This window comes from Sphingobacterium spiritivorum ATCC 33861 (assembly GCF_000143765.1).
GTDB lineage: Bacteria > Bacteroidota > Bacteroidia > Sphingobacteriales > Sphingobacteriaceae > Sphingobacterium > Sphingobacterium spiritivorum.
Genome location: NZ_GL379772.1, coordinates 1 through 16,598 on the forward strand (window position 1 = coordinate 1; position 16,598 = coordinate 16,598).

At 38.0% G+C, this 16,598-nt stretch carries 16 protein-coding genes and 1 pseudogene; 7 read left to right on the top strand and 10 right to left on the bottom strand.

What is annotated here, in order from left to right:
• Both HMPREF0766_RS14450 and HMPREF0766_RS14455 read right to left on the bottom strand, forming a co-directional pair.
• Positions 1-354: pseudogene (locus HMPREF0766_RS14450) on the bottom strand (DUF6443 domain-containing protein); the annotation flags it as partial.
• A gap of 8 nt (positions 355-362) precedes the next feature.
• The gene (locus tag HMPREF0766_RS14455; protein ID WP_037460467.1) at positions 363-3,509 is read right to left on the bottom strand and encodes a hypothetical protein; all 3,147 of its coding nucleotides are present in this window, start codon (positions 3,507-3,509) and stop codon (positions 363-365) included.
• A 428-nt stretch (positions 3,510-3,937) separates the two neighbouring features.
• On the opposite strand from HMPREF0766_RS14455, the gene HMPREF0766_RS14460 reads away from it, so the two are divergent.
• The 7 genes from HMPREF0766_RS14460 to HMPREF0766_RS14490 are packed head-to-tail and all read left to right on the top strand — an operon-like array spanning position 3,938 to position 8,692.
• Positions 3,938-4,297, top strand: coding sequence for a hypothetical protein (locus HMPREF0766_RS14460; protein ID WP_002998617.1), 360 nt, complete (start codon positions 3,938-3,940; stop codon positions 4,295-4,297).
• Positions 4,298-4,801, top strand: a complete 504-nt coding sequence (locus HMPREF0766_RS14465; RefSeq protein ID WP_002998620.1) for a hypothetical protein — start codon at positions 4,298-4,300, stop codon at positions 4,799-4,801.
• On the top strand, positions 4,791-5,420 hold the full coding sequence (locus HMPREF0766_RS21870) for a toxin-antitoxin system YwqK family antitoxin (RefSeq protein ID WP_002998622.1): 630 nt from the start codon (positions 4,791-4,793) through the stop codon (positions 5,418-5,420). Before HMPREF0766_RS14465 ends, HMPREF0766_RS21870 begins: the two co-directional genes overlap by 11 nt.
• 2 nt (positions 5,421-5,422) lie before the next feature.
• Positions 5,423-6,679: a hypothetical protein gene (locus HMPREF0766_RS14475; RefSeq protein ID WP_002998625.1), complete on the top strand. Its 1,257-nt coding sequence runs from the start codon at positions 5,423-5,425 to the stop codon at positions 6,677-6,679.
• Entirely contained in the window at positions 6,672-7,037 is a 366-nt protein-coding gene (locus HMPREF0766_RS14480; protein WP_002998627.1) for a type II secretion system protein, read from the top strand. The genes HMPREF0766_RS14475 and HMPREF0766_RS14480 overlap by 8 nt, the downstream gene beginning before the upstream one ends.
• Positions 7,030-7,530, top strand: coding sequence for a type II secretion system protein (locus HMPREF0766_RS14485; RefSeq protein ID WP_002998629.1), 501 nt, complete (start codon positions 7,030-7,032; stop codon positions 7,528-7,530). The genes HMPREF0766_RS14480 and HMPREF0766_RS14485 overlap by 8 nt, the downstream gene beginning before the upstream one ends.
• Before the next feature lie 7 nt (positions 7,531-7,537).
• Positions 7,538-8,692: a type II secretion system F family protein gene (locus HMPREF0766_RS14490; protein ID WP_002998631.1), complete on the top strand. Its 1,155-nt coding sequence runs from the start codon at positions 7,538-7,540 to the stop codon at positions 8,690-8,692.
• A 92-nt stretch (positions 8,693-8,784) separates the two neighbouring features.
• On the opposite strand, the gene HMPREF0766_RS14495 is transcribed toward HMPREF0766_RS14490, so the two are convergent.
• From HMPREF0766_RS14495 to HMPREF0766_RS14530, 8 genes are all read right to left on the bottom strand, one after another.
• Entirely contained in the window at positions 8,785-9,378 is a 594-nt protein-coding gene (locus HMPREF0766_RS14495; protein ID WP_147284293.1) for a hypothetical protein, read from the bottom strand.
• Positions 9,379-9,422: 44 nt separating this feature from the next.
• Positions 9,423-9,728, bottom strand: coding sequence for a DUF1493 family protein (locus tag HMPREF0766_RS14500; RefSeq protein ID WP_169311216.1), 306 nt, complete (start codon positions 9,726-9,728; stop codon positions 9,423-9,425).
• Positions 9,728-9,949, bottom strand: a complete 222-nt coding sequence (locus HMPREF0766_RS14505) for a hypothetical protein (RefSeq protein ID WP_037460472.1) — start codon at positions 9,947-9,949, stop codon at positions 9,728-9,730. The genes HMPREF0766_RS14500 and HMPREF0766_RS14505 overlap by 1 nt, the downstream gene beginning before the upstream one ends.
• A gap of 100 nt (positions 9,950-10,049) precedes the next feature.
• Entirely contained in the window at positions 10,050-10,424 is a 375-nt protein-coding gene (locus HMPREF0766_RS14510) for a hypothetical protein (protein WP_002998639.1), read from the bottom strand.
• Between the two features lie 564 nt (positions 10,425-10,988).
• Complete coding sequence (locus HMPREF0766_RS14515) at positions 10,989-11,654, bottom strand: hypothetical protein (protein ID WP_002998643.1); 666 nt, start codon at positions 11,652-11,654, stop codon at positions 10,989-10,991.
• Positions 11,654-12,694 carry an RHS repeat-associated core domain-containing protein gene (locus tag HMPREF0766_RS22470; RefSeq protein WP_174900121.1) on the bottom strand — a complete coding sequence of 347 codons (1,041 nt, stop codon included), beginning with the start codon at positions 12,692-12,694 and terminating at the stop codon, positions 11,654-11,656. Before HMPREF0766_RS22470 ends, HMPREF0766_RS14515 begins: the two co-directional genes overlap by 1 nt.
• Before the next feature lie 22 nt (positions 12,695-12,716).
• Complete coding sequence (locus HMPREF0766_RS14525; RefSeq protein WP_002998648.1) at positions 12,717-13,160, bottom strand: hypothetical protein; 444 nt, start codon at positions 13,158-13,160, stop codon at positions 12,717-12,719.
• Between the two features lie 2 nt (positions 13,161-13,162).
• Positions 13,163-16,594, bottom strand: a complete 3,432-nt coding sequence (locus HMPREF0766_RS14530) for a DUF6443 domain-containing protein (RefSeq protein ID WP_002998650.1) — start codon at positions 16,592-16,594, stop codon at positions 13,163-13,165.
• Positions 16,595-16,598 lie beyond the last annotated feature (4 nt).

A 16,598-nucleotide genomic window follows, 5' to 3' on the forward strand; every position in this document is an offset into this window, starting at 1 on the left:
AGGTCTGCCAAGGCCGTCAAAGTACTGGATGCTCTGGTTTTCTTCTTCTACGGTGCGGGATTGGGATAGGTTGGCTAATGTTACTCCTGCCTTGCGAAAGGTGCGTGTCAGGATGTAGTTCTGATTTCCACTCGGCTGGGTTTGTAAAACAGGATGTGTCTGCAGGCTGCTGCTGGTATAGATCCGAACCGTACTGCCTGAAGGGATATGGAAGCCTGGCTTCAGGGTAACGCTGCCACTGGCTTTGATCTGACTCTGACCGCTGTAGCTGGTCAGAATCAGATCTGTATTTTGTGCACTAACCGTTGATAGGGATAATAGGGTTAATATCGTGGATAAAAAAGGTCTTTTCATAATCGGACTTATTGGGCACGGTAATGGTAATGGTAGCTTTGTCTGAGCTGCTGAAACTGATCCAGGACATGTTGCAAGCGTTGCAGACCATCATATTGATAATACTCTGTCTGCCCTTTGGCATCGGTCTTACTTGTCATGCCGACAAGGGGTTTGTAGGTGTAGGAGATGATCTGGGAATTACTTAATCTGAAATCATTACGTAGCAAATCAGAGACAGATTTAAGTTCCTGATCAGACGGAATTTTATTTTCAAGATCTTTTAAAATTTCATTTCCGCCCATAACAGAAACTACAGTATTGATATCTGCATTTTTAATCTCAAAAATGGGATATGAACCTCGGTAACTATAGAGATATATGGTATAGGTGTCGTCATTCCTTTTGTAAGACATCACATTTGCATTCCCGGAATATTTATTAACAGATAATATGGATTCATAAATATTATTTTTCAGATTACGGGACTCTACGTTACCCAGAACAAAAAACTGAAGATAAGGATTAATGTAATTATATTTATCCAAAATGAAATTTGAAGAAAAAACGGTCTTTTTTTCAATTATCGGATTCAGCATATTTCGCTGAATCATGTTATTTACTATACTATTTCCAGTTCCTTCTACATCCGATGTATATGTATTCTCTTCCGAATAACTTGTTCCGTTACTTCGGTTGACAATCTTTTTTATGACCTGATATTTATCATTATAAAAAAGACTTGTACCGGAAGCTAGTGGGTTACTGGGATTATCATAATTTTTCTCCGTTATATTTTTTACTCTTCTTACACCCGAATAGATAGGATAATCAAAAATATAATAATCTGAAAATTGATCTCTTAGGGAAACAAATTGATCAGCACAGCCCCCTCTGACGACTCCTTTTCCAATCTCAATTCCTTTTCCTACAGACTTTTCAACATTCTCATAATCATATAGGGATTCTTTAGTGAGGACATAAGAGCCGTTAATCTCCTTAAATACAGAAACAGATTCTACTTTACCATTTGGCCATGAAAACGGAATCTGATATATAGTATTAGGGTATATAACGGATACAGGCAGACTACGATCCGTAAAAACAGTATACTTTGAAACCATTTTACCATTTGCTTTATTCATATTTGTGGTGTATTCTGCTATCTCTTCATAACAAATCTGATTTCCGCTAAAAGAACTCAGATTATAAAAAGAATTTCCCAGATAAACCTTTCTCGTAGTATTACATCTTGTACATCCGCCAAAACCTCCCGAGCTTCCAGTAATATATTCTCCGGTATATGCATAGCCCATTTTATTAAACTGTGCTGAAATAATTATTCCGGTTCCTTCTTCCCTCTGTCCATACCTATACTCTTTAGCTACAGCTACACTATTATCAGCATTATAGTTAACTACTCTCTTTATCCGCAATCCAAATCCCTCACCAATTTCTTTGACATCCTGTTCAACGGGGATTTTTATTGTAATCTCAGCGAATGCTCTCCTGTTTCCGATGGCCTCCGCATAAAGCTGATACTTTCTTCCGGCTATCAATGGAGCTACGTCGTTTCGCAAAAGATCATTGTGAGGATCTCCACCCATTACAAAAATCACCTGATTGGTGGTTAAATCAGTCAAACGTACAAAAGGTCTGCTGTTGACTCCCGGCAAATCTGAAAATTTCCGGATATTAACAGTCATTACAGAAGGGCCGGTTAAACTCTCCGGCATAGTAAATGTCAATGAATTGACCGGAGTCATATCTCCATTTGCTACACAGGAAATATATTCATTTGTCTGCTTTCTGTAACTTTTGACAAACTGATTATTTGCATATTCAAATACGGAATATCCTTTGGTTGGATAAGTAACCTTCTTAAGTATTCCGGCTTCTATATGGGCGGAGGAGAGATCTCTGTTCGCAGATCCCACATTAACTATAACATTATTCACTATATCCTGTCTTGCTTTTAGCAATGATGTGTTTGTCAGTTGTCCGTTATAGTAACCCCACTCATCCTGAGCAAAACTATTTACTGCAGGCAATTTTATTTCGCTGTAGCCAAAACGATATTTCTGGTTTTGATCTATTGTAAGAGAATCCAGTTTCAATCTTTTTTTCAGGTAACTGTTCATCACATTTTCATTTGCCGTAAAATAATCGGTATGAAAATCTATTGTTCTGATCTTTTCGTAACTACTTAAGTTGGGGTTTACAGCATAAACCTCCATTTTACTTAATCTTCTTCCTCCGCCATCCTCACGATTATCCACAGATGTAAGTTCAATATAACCTAAACTAAAGCTGATTTTTTTAAGTCTCAATGAAGTGTATTTCCGGGTTGTCATTCCACTGGTTTCAGGTCCCAGGTTATATATACCGGTACAATTATCATCTGCCTGATAACTTTGGGAAAAACTATGTGAATATTCCTGTGTCGGATAGTAATCACTTATATATTCAAACTTTATAGTATCCGTTTTATCCGCAGATATCATTTTTGAAAGATACCATGTTGAATACCCGCTGGGCAAAGCAACATCCCCACGAAAATAAGCCGACACGTATTCTTTGTCATAAAACTGATATTCATTCCCATCCTCATCTGTAAGGACAAAACTATTTCCATTATCTTCTTTTACCTTTATTGCATTAGATTCTATCATCTCTATCTGACCACCGGGAGTAAATATAAATTTGCCACTCCGACCATTTATATTAAAATAGAAATTATCCGGTTTTGTATCCTCATAACCCTCTTCAATCCTTTTTAAGTAATTCAGATTGTTTTGTGTTGCACCTTCGCTTACTATACTTTCCACAGATCGGAGTCCGATGTTTTTGAATCCTGTGGGCGCAAAATCATCACCTCCGTTGATTGTTCTGGAGACAGCTCCACCCAAATCCAATACCCAACCTAAGCCCGTCCACCCTGATCTTTCATCAACCCGGACACCATTAAATGCAACATAATTTAAGGTAATCGGCAACCTGAATCTGGAAGTCTTTAATTCATATAAAGGAATAGAGAGGTTGGTTTTGCCAGAATTATTATCCATTTTATATTCTCCGAATACGCCCAACGCTGCTGCATCCGGAGAAGGGGGAATAGAAACCGGATTTACAACCTTTTGTTGTTGAGCATATATGGGATAACAATATAAAATCAATAAACAAACGGGTAGATAAATATGTACTTTATTATAACATAAAATAGATTTTAAAACCATTTTTAGTATGACATTTAACATAATAGCAATTAATAATTTATTTCAATACAAAGTCAGAATACATCCAGATATAATTGATCATAATCAATACCGTTTAGCCTTTTAAAGCCGATATGATATATTAAAGCCGATATGATATACACATTGGATTTATGGACATCACTTACAGCAATATTTTACCCAAACAAAACAAATATAACTCAATTTCGATTAAAACAAAAGAAAATTTAAAACAAAAGAAATAAAACTTCGATTATGGTAAAAATATCACAAATCTTACAAGTGCAACATTTCAAAAAATAACTCCTCTAATCATTCACCTCTATTCATCAAATTTCTTATCTTTATGAAATAATATTAACCCGAATATGAAGATACCATTCCTTATCGCTGCTGTAACTTTGTTTAGCTCATGTGCTGATTTTATAGAGTACCCTTTAGAGAAAGAACAGGTCGCTCTTCTTGGTCCTGTGGACAATTTTTCGACTACTGATACACTGATTACATTTTGGTGGGATACACATCAGGATGCCAAAGCTTACAGACTACAGATAGTAAGTCCGGATTTTGACAAGGTTGGGAGCGATGTTATCGATACACTGGTTGCAGGAGACAAAGCGAGATTATCACTCAAAGCAGGAGCTTACACATGGCGTGTACGACCTGAAAATAATGGCAGTGCAGGAATCTATACCTACCGCAAGCTGGAAATCAAGGCAACGAATTAAATGAAAAATAAGGCACTGACATATGGACTCATTATTGTAGTGATCGCATTGTGGGGCTATATTATCTACACCATATTTGCTTCGGTATCTGAAGACAATACAACTGCTGTTATACGGGCTTCAACAATAGAAAATGAAACTGTCAACCTCAATTATTACCGAATCAAGGATGATGTAATGTTAGCGCTGGATTATGAAGACCCTATGCTGAGAGGTATGGACATTCCTCTGGAAAATACAGATGCACCAGCTGCAGCCAGCCCTAATCCGACTCCTTATTTTACTCCGGCTCCGGTACTTCCACAGACCAAAGTAGCTTATCTGGGTTATATCGAAAATGAAAACGGCAGGAATGCAACAGCCATACTGGCTATTCAGGGTAAACAACATATGGTCAATACAGGGGACCAATTGCAAGGCGTAAAGGTACTGCAGATCAAAAGCAGCTTCGTAAAGGTCCAGGTAGACGGTGAATCCAAAATTATATATAAAAATGAAGATTAGCATATATTTGACGTTGTTATCTCTTTCTTTAGCTTTTTCTTCGGGAGCGCAGAAAAGACAAGAGGTACAATATAACCGTTTTACCATAAACGGTGAAGACGGGTCTAAACAGACTTTTTTTGCTGAAGACAAAAGAATAAATTCAAAATCAGACAGATTATATTCCTGGTATGCCTCCAACAAAATAACACTGACTGAAGGAGGATTCAGCGGTAAACTTCTCAATGGAGAATATACCCGCTATTATCCAAACAAGAATCTTGCTGAAAAAGGTATTTTTAAGTTTGGCCTTAGAAATGGTTTATGGCGCAGCTGGTCTTCCGAAGGTCTGCTGACTAAAGAATCCAATTGGATAGAAGGTATAGAAACAGGTGCATTTGTTCAATATAACTCCGATGGCAAACAGGAAAAGAAAGGAGAACTGAAAAACGGAAAGCTACATGGTGCTATCCAACTATTTTCCGGATCAGACAGTACATCCGTACAGTACTACAACGAAGGAAAATCCATCTCCGAGGAAGAATACATCAACAGCAATCTATTCCGGAAATCCGGCAGTTATCTTGGTCGTACATTCGGCAAACTGTTTAATAAAAATAAAGAACCCAAACAGAAGTAATCATGCTGAAGGCCGCAGCATTGCATCTGGCAATAGTCATTTCACTGATCATAACGCTTATTCTGGGATCTATGCTGTATCTGGCCTTCTTTTTCAGAGATCAGACAGCACGGTTTAACCGCTATGATCTCCTGCAGCAGGAACTGGAAGCCGGCATTACTATTATGCAGACTCTTGATTTTCCATATACTGCCAAAGACAGTATTCTGCATTCTGTATTGTATTCCGGTGATTCCATTTCGGTGAGTAAGCAGCAATGGGGATTATTTGATATCGGATATGTCAGGAGCTATATCCAAAAGGATACTCTTCAGAAAACTTTTATGATGGGTATACCGTTGCAGGATAGTCTTGTCCTGTATGTAGCGGATGAAGACCGGCCTATATCAGTGAGCGGCAAAACCAGTATTATAGGAAATGTTCAGCTTCCTAAAGCCGGAATTCAGCCAGCGTATGTAGATGGCAAATATTATTCCGGACACAAAGATATTGTACAGGGAAAAAAGAAGGACAGCGAACGCCAATTGCCGAAGCTACAGCAAAAACGGCTGAACCATATTCTGGAATTATATGGTCTGCTTGAAAATGAAGACTTGCCTTCTATTCCGTCAGGCAATTTAAGGGAATCCTTCTACCAGCCAGCAGCACAATACAGAAGTATGGAAGCTCTTTCATTGACTGCAGACAGTATATCCGGACATGTCATTTTAGTAGTGGACAGCACTTTACATATCTCCGCTAATTCGGTTATTCACGATGCTATAATTGTGGCGCGGTCCATCAGCATTGAAAAAGGTTTTAAGGGTAGTGCTCAATTCTTCGCTTTGGACTCCATTATTGTAGAGGATGAGGTAAATCTTCAATTTCCCTCCGTATTGGGGATTGTAAAATCGCCAAAAGAGGATTTACAACCTCTGATACGCATTGGTAAGAAATGTCATATCGAGGGAACAGTTTTTTATTATGAGGATAAACGATCACCTGTACCTGCTGTTGTCTCGGTAGGAAAAGAATCTATAATTTCAGGTGATATGCTTGTATACGGCATGTTGCAGTATGAAAAGCCTGTACAGTTTATAGGTACTACTTATTGCTATCGTTTTCTTGTCAGGACACCTGCTTCCATTTATGAAAACTTCCTTATAGATCTGACCCTGGACCGCAAGAAATTAAGTCCGTACCACCTTCGTTCTTTTTTATGGGATCCTTCACAGAAAACAGTTTCTGCATCACTTCTTCAGTCGCTGAACAATGATTAACAGGTCATCGCATATCACCTTACGGGCATCTACCCTTGTCGAGGTGCTGATTGCATTACTGATTATTATGTCTGTATTTGCAGCAGGAATGGTTATATTCGCTAATATAAACAAAGCATCCCGAAGCCAGACACAGCAGCAGATAAAAATGCAACTCAAGGACCTGCAAAAAGAATATGAAAAGTACCCTGTCGCAACGGAAGAACATATTATCAGAGACAGTATTGCCTATACTATTCGCATTGTGACCAGTCAGGATTATCCCCGGTTAAAAAGAATAACAGCTTCTGCCCGACATCCTCACAACGATCTTATTTTGGACAGCTTAGTCGTATTAAAAGAGAACAGAGATGAATAAGGATAAGTTAAAAGCATTTACCCTGATTGAGATTACGATAGCAATGCTTATAGCAGCTGTAGTAATCGGTCTCTGCTATTATACGTTTCAACTGTTTATGAATCTGTCACATGAACAGCAGCAAAAGAAAAATGAACAGTTTCAGGCAGAGCTTTTACAGCATCTGCTTGTCCGGGATTTTGACCATGCAAGAGCCATTTATCTGGAAGATGAACTGTTAACAATACAGGATAGCAGCGGAGAGATCAAATATACACTCTCCTCAAATCATATCTTACGAAACCAATATGACCTTCGTACAGATACTTTTCAGATGAAAGTACTGGAACACAAGGGTGAATTCGAAGGCCCCGAATTACCCGTCCAAAGCCTGATCAACAGACTTTCTTTACAGCTGCAACAGGAAAAACGCATCTGGAATCAATCTTTATTTAAGAACTATACAGCACAGCAACTCTTGCGTATAGAAGATCTGCAATACTCTTTTAATTAATACGATTATGCCGAATATTGACATCTCCCAATACAAGAAAAAGAAAAAAACGACAACTTCAGGATCACCTGTTACTGATGAGGAAACAAATATATGGTCTTTTATGAACAAGGACATCAGTTTCGGAGATGGTCAGTTACCGGATCGTAAAAAGGAAGAATTTTATCTTGAACTGAGTACACTCCTTTTGTCAGGAGTAGATCTGAGAACATCTTTTGATCTGGTATTACTGGAAAAAGAAAAATCCAAAAACGGAAAAATTTTTACCGGCATAAAAGATGAAGTACTGAAAGGAGATGCACTTTCTGAAGCGATACGTAAGACAGGTAAATTCAGTGATTATGAATACTACAGCATCAGAATCGGAGAAGAAACAGGTAAATTAGGTCAGGTTCTGAAAGAGCTGGCTCAGTTTTACAAAAATAAGATCAGTCAGCGTCGCAAGATTGTATCGGCGCTCACTTACCCTGCTATTGTATTCTCAACTTCTATAGGAGCTGTATTCTTTATGCTGAAATTCGTTGTTCCCATGTTTGCAGATGTCTTCACCCGCTTTGGTGGTCAGTTGCCGTGGATTACGGCTTTTATCCTCAAGGTTTCTAATTTTCTGGATCAGACATTCTGGGGTTTTATCCTGATTGTTCTTACAGTAATGATTATAGCCTATGTCAACCGTAAGAAGCTGTGGTGGCGAAAAGGTTATGCCAAAGTACTTCTTAAGTTACCTCTATTCGGGGATATTATACGCAAGATACATCTGGCCAGATTTGCCAATACTATGCGCCTTTTGGTCAGTACAAACACGCCATTACTAACATCTATACAGCTTGTACAGCAAATGGCGGACTTCTATCCTATTGAAGAATCTCTACGGCAGACTGAAGCACTTATTATGCGGGGAGAATCACTACACCAGTCATTAGGTAAGTTTTCTTTCTATCCGGCCAAGATCGTACAGCTTATCAAGGTTGGAGAGGAAGTAAACCGACTGGATTTTTTCTTTGAAAAAATAGCTGATCAATTGACCGAAGAAGTAGAATACCGTACCTCCACTATCTCCAATTTACTGGAACCTTTTATTATTATTTTTCTCGGATTAGTGGTCGGTCTGATTCTGATCGCCATGTACCTTCCGATGTTCCAGATGAGTAATAGTTTTTAAAATAATCAAAATCAAATTCATACTTTATTATCCTTATTTTTAAGTTTAAATAATACATTTTATTTTTCTGATAGCTCATTCCAAAGAACCAGTTATCTGTTGAAGTCCTTTGTTTGCATATTTCTATATTCTTCCTCTATTTTCTCCAGATAAAAAGAGGATTTCGAGGGTATATTGTCATCCCCAAAAGCTTCATGAATACTATATTTTGCATTATCATATCCCAATTCATATGCCTTTAGGAGGTAAAATTTAGAAAAATATTCGGTAAGATGATCATTACTATACATCTTTATACCATTTATTGTTATTGAGGTATTTAAGATGATATATAGATTTTCGTAAGCTTCAGGACATTGGTATTTATTCGCCATTATCAATGCATAATAATAAAGCTCATAGTTTTTTATTTGTTCAAAAAACTCTGTAGCTAATACATGATAGGCTTCAAAATCACCTTCATTAATTGCTCTGCGACATAAAGAATCCAATGTTTTTTTTGGCAACATCTCTTGTTTAGGAGAATCAATTATCACACGATCCTGATTCCTGTTGTTACAACTATAGAATAGCCATATAAATAAACTGTATATTAATATTTTCATTAGAGCTTTTCTTAAAATTCTTGCTACTCCTGGTGCATTATACATCGTTGAACGCTTAAACTTTAAATCTTCTTCTAACAATTCCTCAAAAAGTCCAACCTTTAACAGATCTGGTTTTATTCTTCTTATTCCAAATAGCTTATATTTATAGCTTTGTTTAGATCAGACAAAGTAAGCTGCTTATATTCCTTCGGCTTTTTACCTGTCAAAAAACGAAAAAGACTTGGTAATATCCAATCACCTTCACTGGGAAAGTAATCGGTAAAGCAGAATCTGGAAAGATCTACTTTGAACTGCTCTTCGAAACAATTCAATAATTCAATTGCATCATCGCCATAGATATTTAGATCGTGGTACAGCCTTACGTTTTCGTCGAGAGCTTTATCAGTAGAATTATATTCTTGTAATAAATCAATTAGTCTCGTATCCATTATTTGAACCATTTTGTATCATGCTTTCCATACCATTTACTTAGACCATAATGTTTACCAAGCTCATAACTTACGCCTGTAATAGTAATAACCCATCCGGCATATTGTACTACACGGCCTACAGCTGCCCCCAGTCCTATGGTTTCAAGCGCTCTGTGTAGTAGACCTTTGGCTTTCAACTTATAAGTACCAAGACACCCTGAACAACCAGATCTATCCATCTCAACGACTTTGAATCTACAGATGTCCATGCGCCTGCAGCTACTCCTCCTGTTTTTATTAGCCAATTCCCAGATTATCGGAAAGTAATTACAATATTTATCATTTCCATTTCACTACTATATCACTTCCACAAATAATATCTATTATATTGTTAATATTTCCTATCGAATAGTGTTTCAGTCCCCAATCCTCAAACATTTCCCTACTTTCCATATGAAACCATTTTAAATAACTGGAATTATCAGAGGCTACAAATCTCCTATAGGATGGGTTTTCATATAATGTTTTTAATCGAGCTCCCTCATCAACAACCCGGTACGCCATTACTCCTTTAATTTTAAATTCTAATACTTTATTATCCTCCATTTCTGCTAACCGAATGGTTAATATACCTTTACTATCCGATAAACACACAAAATACAAATCTTTAGGAATTGGAGTAATAATAGGTTCCCATTTTATAAAATCATTCATAATAAAGTGGATTGAATTGATTTGTAATGTCAAATTCAGTTTTTTTTTGTGTATTTTGAATTCCTGTATAAAATTCAATTAGAACATATTGATTTGGTAACAAAAATATTGTCTTTACCTTATAAACAGGAGCTTTTACAGATAAAATCTCTATTTTTCTAAATCCAACCTTCACTTTCTTTTTTATTATTTTGTATTTATAAGGATTATTATTAATACTATTTTTTGTAATTAACTACCTATCTATTTTAACTTCCGTGTCAATGCTATAACCATCAGACGTTGGTGAAGACATTCTTAGGTGTATTTTTGTACAAATAAAACAAAAGTTACAAGAAGAAAAATAGATGTAAGAATTATGATATTTCTTTCATTACCTAACAGTTTACTAATACTTTATTCCTACGTTATTTATATGACCAGTAGTAACTGAGTTTCCATTTTGTATATGTAACGGTGTTTCCTCCAACTTAAATATACCACGTAAATAAACCGATACTTTTAATAAAAAGCCGACCGTCTCTTATAGACATCAGTGTATGTGAAAACTACATATGTATTCTATCAAAGACTTGCTCTTATTCCTTTCTCGACTAAAATCATATCCCACCATTTAACAGTACCTTGATTTAAATATCTTACAACTTTATTATTATACCAATTTATTTTTCCTTTAGTTTCCAATTCATTTTCAAGCAGTTTATACCACATCTTATATCTCCGAGCCATATGACTTACCTTTTCAGGATTACTATTTACTTCTTTCATAGTTTTACTATCAAACATTACCGGGAAAGTAGATATTTTATGAAGCCCTGCATTAAATACTAATCTATTGATAGCAAACATAGCATCAACAGCTATTGTATAATTTTTACTTTTAGGCTCAGGCATATCTTGAAAATCTAACTGAGTAGAATTAATATAATATTTTTTTACATCTTGACAAGAAAGAGAAATGTCCTCAAAACACGGAATCAATTGCTTCATTACCTCCAAAACGTCTTGATCATTGATATTTTTCTCAAAAACACTTTGCATAAAATAATCTTTAGTTTCTCTGATATATTTTTCTGATCCCTTGGTTATATTTATTCGGAGAAAATAACCTTCTTTATTTATATTACATTTAACTTTTTCGACTACAACATTTGCTTTTTGACCATAAACCCTGAATTGACACAATATGCATATAAACAGTAGGATATATATATAATATTTTTTCATCATTACTTTAAATAATTATTAATTAACCTATTAATTTCACTCCAAAAATCACTACTAGACATCCCTTTTAAAGTAGAAAGATCAACTGATATTCCGTTATATTGCTTTTGTGGCCGCTTATCTTGATATGGAATAAACGATCTATTTTCTAAATCACGTCCATCTTTTGTTGCCGCCATGTCAAAATTCCATCCACGATAGACTCCATAATACCCATGATCACCTTCCCACATAGAAAAATTTCGTTTAAATATATGCGCATAGCTTCGATCTCCATTCAATTTTTCCAAAAAACCATCAGATAAAAAATTAAACTTTGCAGAATAAGCTGTTTCTTCAGTATTGTAATTTACAGAAATACCTTCTTCTGCTAAAATTTGTTCCAAAAAAAGTGTAGCTTGATATTCATCTTTAGCCTTATCATATATAGGAAGATAAAATTCACCACCAGTAAGGACAAAACCATAACAATTTGAAGACATATCCAAAGTCTGTCCATCTTCTACTGGGTATTTTGATGTCCCTTGACCAATAAGGCGCCACGCTTCGACATCTGTTCCTTGATTAGTTTTTATTGTAAAAACGGCATATAATGCTCCATTCATTTCCTCATGTTTAATCCTTCCATTCTCAATTTTTGGAGTAGCAATGATTCTACCATACTGATCAACAATAAAGTTCCCATCTTTATCAATAAATTTGATAGGATTTCCTAATGCATATCCATAAGGAGAAGTTTCTCTATACACCTCATTAAATTTATCCACCACATTCCATCTTCCAATCACTGGATCATCCGCCAATAGGCGGACAGGTGTCATCTGTCTCCGTAGTCCAGTTGGCCACCTAGCTCTTCCTGCTTCTCTTTTCCAACACTTGTCCACCACTGGCTGATAAGAATACTTATTATTTCCATATACAGGATTTGGAGATTTCTGTAATCCGCCAGCTGGCGGATAGTAATCATCTCTTTGTAAGACCTCTACAGTATTAGGATTTCGGTAGATTGTAACTCTAACAACTTGTTCCGATACTTTTGTCATCAGATTCATTATTTATTAAGATTTAAAATTCTATCTTTATGCCAAAAACACAAGTATCACCTCTTACATCAAATTGATTATTTTTTATTTCTTTTAAAGATCTAAAAGACTCTTCTAAAAAAGGTTTAAACCTTACCATATTATCATAATCTTTTCTATAGCCTACTGTATCAATACCATGGTAGTAATCAACTTCCTCTTTATTTTCTTCTTTAGATTTCACTAGTAGTTTCATTATCTCAACTTTAACGATTTCACTAGTATTAGTTACTATCTTACTCTCCAATATTGCATATCCAGTAATTGAGTTACCACCTAAGCTATCGGGTAATTTTAATAAACGTTTCTTAACAAATGTTTCAGTTGAAACTTTATTGTTTATCGATGACGAAACTTTATATTTTTGACTATAACATGAGACTACTAAGATGAAGGGTATTAGTGAAAATAATACATTTTTTTTCATATTTACTTTATTAATGGATAAAAGGACTTTATTAATGGATTTTGTGTTACAGGAACTGGGGCACCATAACCATATTTTCCATCTTGGTTTGCAGTGCTTCCTCCTCGAAAATTGTCAACGGCTTTTTTAAACATATTAACATCAAAAGAGGGTGCATACATTAGACCTGACATAGATTCCTCATATATTTTACCAGCAACAGTACTGGTTCCCCAAGGCATAGATGAAAACCCCATGTCATTATTCATCATATAGTTTTGATAGATAGATCTACCAAATAAATATGCTTCTACTTCATTACTAACGCGATTATTCTGTCCATTTTCATATTGATATCCATGAAAAAGTTCATGTGAAACGTTCTCCAACAATCTGTATTCATTAGATTTAAGTGCATTGCCTGCTAAAATATCTCCTCCACCACTCTCATTTCTTTTAAAAGCCGCTTCAGCTTGATCAATTAAATTACCTTTTCTATCTCTAGGAAGTTCATTCTTGAAATTAAAAAAGTTATCAGATGAAATTATTGATTCTAAAAGTTTTTCTCCCATCTGCACTGTGTTCATTCTATTAAGAGCCATCACAATTGATGCTACAAACTGATTTCTTCCTTGATAATCCATTCCCGCAGAATACTGTATTTTTTGGTCATCACCATTTTCATCTTGATAATAAATCCAAATTTCCTTTCCATTCGGATCAATAAATTTAATGCTATTATTCGCCGCATAAACATATGGTGATATAGAAATATATTTCTCCGCCAACGGATCCACCACATTCCATCTTCCAATCACTGGATCATAGAATCTGGCTCCATAGTCCAGTTGTCCACCTAACTCCTCCTGCTTCTCTTTGCCATTATAAAGATACTTATTATTTCCATATACCGGATTTGGGGATTTCTGTAAGCCAAACGGATAGTAATCATCTCTTTGTAAGACTTCCACTGCATTTGTATTCGGGTTCCGGTAGATGGTGGCTCTGACATTGCCCAGATGATCCGTCAGGTTGTAGCGGTAGCTGTATGTGCCGTTTGCATTCCGGTAGGCTACGCCTTCTGCGGTATGGATCAACTCGATTACTCCGTTCTGGTATTCTATTCCGCCGGCATAATCCCGCTGTCCGCTGGTGCTGGCTGTTTTACGAAGCTTATTGCCTGCTGCATCATACAGGTAGGTAATCGTGTTCCCTCCTCCTGTCACCTGTCGAGGTATATTCAGGTGGTTGTAGCTCAGATTCATTCCCATACGGTCCGTCTTTGCATTGCCGTTTTCATCATAGCTGTAGCTGCCATTGATACCACCGGATACCGTATTCAACCTGTTGCCGGTATAAGTGTAGCTGATCCCGGATCCGTCACGGGTCAATTGGGTGATATTACCCATATCATCGTAGTTCAGTAATTCGGACATGCCCGATGTGGGGCTGCTTCCGTTGGTCAACCGGTTCAGTTTGTCATAACTGTATACAAAGTGTTGGTTGAGGGTTGTCGTCTGCCCCCATTGCTGTTCGGAGATATTGCCGTTCCATTGTGCAGCTGCTCCTTTGACCGGATCCTGATAACTGAGCTGCTGGCTGAAGTGGGGTGAGGTAGTGCTTGTCATCCAGCCCCGTTCATTGTACCGGTAGTCTGTCGTATTCACCGGGTTATTTCCCTGCTGATCTGCGCCTACGGTCTTTGTCCTGAGCTGTCCGATTTCATTGTAACTGTTGGCCAATAAAGTGACTTCCGGTTGACTGTTGAGCTGTTGTCTGCTGTTGACCAGACGGCCGACATGATCGTATTCGTTAGTTGTTGTTATGGTAGTGGTTTGTCCGTTAACGGTATGTCTGCGGGTGCTGCTTTCCAGTTCTCCGGTGAAGCTGTAGCTGTTGTCGGTGATATCTGTACCGCCGATATGGTTCTGACTCTTGCTCTGGATCACCCTTCCTTCCAGATCATAATAGTGGGTGGTCAGCAGCATAGTACCTGTGCCCAGTGTGGTGGTTTTGGTGCCGGTCAATAAGGTCTTGACCCGTGCTCCGGAAGCCTGATTCCCTGTCGGAGCGCCAAAGCTGTTCTCCGGAAAGTCATACCGGTCGTAGTAGTGGATCGTATGGTAATACGCAATATTCGTCGGAAAGACAGCATTGGTATACCCCTGGTCTGTGGTTGTAGGATTTTCCCAGAGCCGGCCTATAGTCTGGCCATTGCTGTTGATCTGGGCAGTAAGCGTTACTGCACTCTCGGTACTGGTATAGATACCGGTCATAATCACCCGGCCGAATGCATCGTATTTGCTGAACAGCCATTCTCCGGCTGCTCTGCGGTTGGCATCACGGCTCAGTACTACCTGGTCATTGTTATTATACACCAGCTCTTCTTTTCCTTTGCCGGGGATCTTTTTCTCTGTTAACCGTCTGCGTCCGTCATATTTATAACCATAGATGTATGCATCGTAGTTGGGGTCTGCAGGATCTTCACTGAATGTGTTTACACTCACTGCAGGAGGGATCACATAGCGAAGGTCGCCGAAGTCATCGTAGACATAATGCGTCTCCAGTTTTTTGCTCTCTGTTTCCCAGACACGTTTCAATACCACTCTTCCATCGAAGTCTTTGTATTCTTCTACGGTGCCGCTTTTGCCACTGCTCCAGTTCTCATCTTTGATGGTGGTTTTGTACAGCCTGCCCGGTTGGTAATAAGTGGCAGTAGCGCCGTTTTCGGCTGCATTAAGCTGCCAGAGTTTCACATCATTAGTTTCATTGGTGCCATAGTCTGTGCGGACGGTATGGCCTGAACTCAGCTGCCAGGATTCGCCGGGTGAGCCCTGAGCCTGTACCCGGTTCAGCGGACTGTTCTCAAACTGTGTCTCTGCATAGGGATAGCCTGTTTTCTTTACGGCTGCATCCCAGCCCACAGTGGGACTATAGAAATTCATCACATCCACTCCGGCTGTGGGTTTATAGCTGCCGTCCATACTTCCGGAAGTGGCATAGGGAAGGTATTTTTTGCTCTCTCTGCCAAAGCCGTCGTACTCTGTATGCTGCACAATGTCTTTGTGGGTAGGGGAAGCCATGACCTGTATACTCTGCAGTGGCCGGCCCAGGCCGTCAAAGTACTGGATACTCTGGTTTTCTTCTTCTACGGTGCGGGACTGGGATAGGTTGGCTAATGTCACCCCTGCCTTGCGAAAGGTGCGCGTCAGGATGTAGTTCTGGTTTCCACTCGGCTGGGTTTGTAAAACAGGATGTGTCTGCAGGCTGCTGCTGGTATAGATCCGTACCGTACTGCCTGAAGGGATATGGAAGCCTGGCTTCAGGGTAATGCTGCCCTGGGCTTTGATCTGACTCTGGCCACTGTAGCTGGTCAGGATCAGATCTGTATTTTGTGCACTAACCGTTGATAGGGTTAATAGGGTTAATATCGTGGATAAAAGAGGTCTTTTCATAATC

What these genes read in the sequence shown, in the direction of transcription:
- HMPREF0766_RS14460 (WP_002998617.1), top strand. Translation starts at nt 3,938, where the DNA reads ATGAAGATACCATTCCTTATCGCTGCTGTAACTTTGTTTAGCTCATGT.
- HMPREF0766_RS14465 (WP_002998620.1), top strand. Translation starts at nt 4,298, where the DNA reads ATGAAAAATAAGGCACTGACATATGGACTCATTATTGTAGTGATCGCA.
- HMPREF0766_RS21870 (WP_002998622.1), top strand. Translation starts at nt 4,791, where the DNA reads ATGAAGATTAGCATATATTTGACGTTGTTATCTCTTTCTTTAGCTTTT.
- HMPREF0766_RS14475 (WP_002998625.1), top strand. Translation starts at nt 5,423, where the DNA reads ATGCTGAAGGCCGCAGCATTGCATCTGGCAATAGTCATTTCACTGATC.
- HMPREF0766_RS14480 (WP_002998627.1), top strand. Translation starts at nt 6,672, where the DNA reads ATGATTAACAGGTCATCGCATATCACCTTACGGGCATCTACCCTTGTC.
- HMPREF0766_RS14485 (WP_002998629.1), top strand. Translation starts at nt 7,030, where the DNA reads ATGAATAAGGATAAGTTAAAAGCATTTACCCTGATTGAGATTACGATA.
- HMPREF0766_RS14490 (WP_002998631.1), top strand. Translation starts at nt 7,538, where the DNA reads ATGCCGAATATTGACATCTCCCAATACAAGAAAAAGAAAAAAACGACA.
- HMPREF0766_RS14500 (WP_169311216.1), bottom strand. Translation starts at nt 9,728, where the DNA reads ATGGATACGAGACTAATTGATTTATTACAAGAATATAATTCTACTGAT.
- HMPREF0766_RS14505 (WP_037460472.1), bottom strand. Translation starts at nt 9,949, where the DNA reads ATGGATAGATCTGGTTGTTCAGGGTGTCTTGGTACTTATAAGTTGAAA.
- HMPREF0766_RS14510 (WP_002998639.1), bottom strand. Translation starts at nt 10,424, where the DNA reads ATGAATGATTTTATAAAATGGGAACCTATTATTACTCCAATTCCTAAA.
- HMPREF0766_RS14515 (WP_002998643.1), bottom strand. Translation starts at nt 11,654, where the DNA reads ATGATGAAAAAATATTATATATATATCCTACTGTTTATATGCATATTG.
- HMPREF0766_RS22470 (WP_174900121.1), bottom strand. Translation starts at nt 12,694, where the DNA reads ATGACAAAAGTATCGGAACAAGTTGTTAGAGTTACAATCTACCGAAAT.
- HMPREF0766_RS14525 (WP_002998648.1), bottom strand. Translation starts at nt 13,160, where the DNA reads ATGAAAAAAAATGTATTATTTTCACTAATACCCTTCATCTTAGTAGTC.
- HMPREF0766_RS14530 (WP_002998650.1), bottom strand. Translation starts at nt 16,594, where the DNA reads ATGAAAAGACCTCTTTTATCCACGATATTAACCCTATTAACCCTATCA.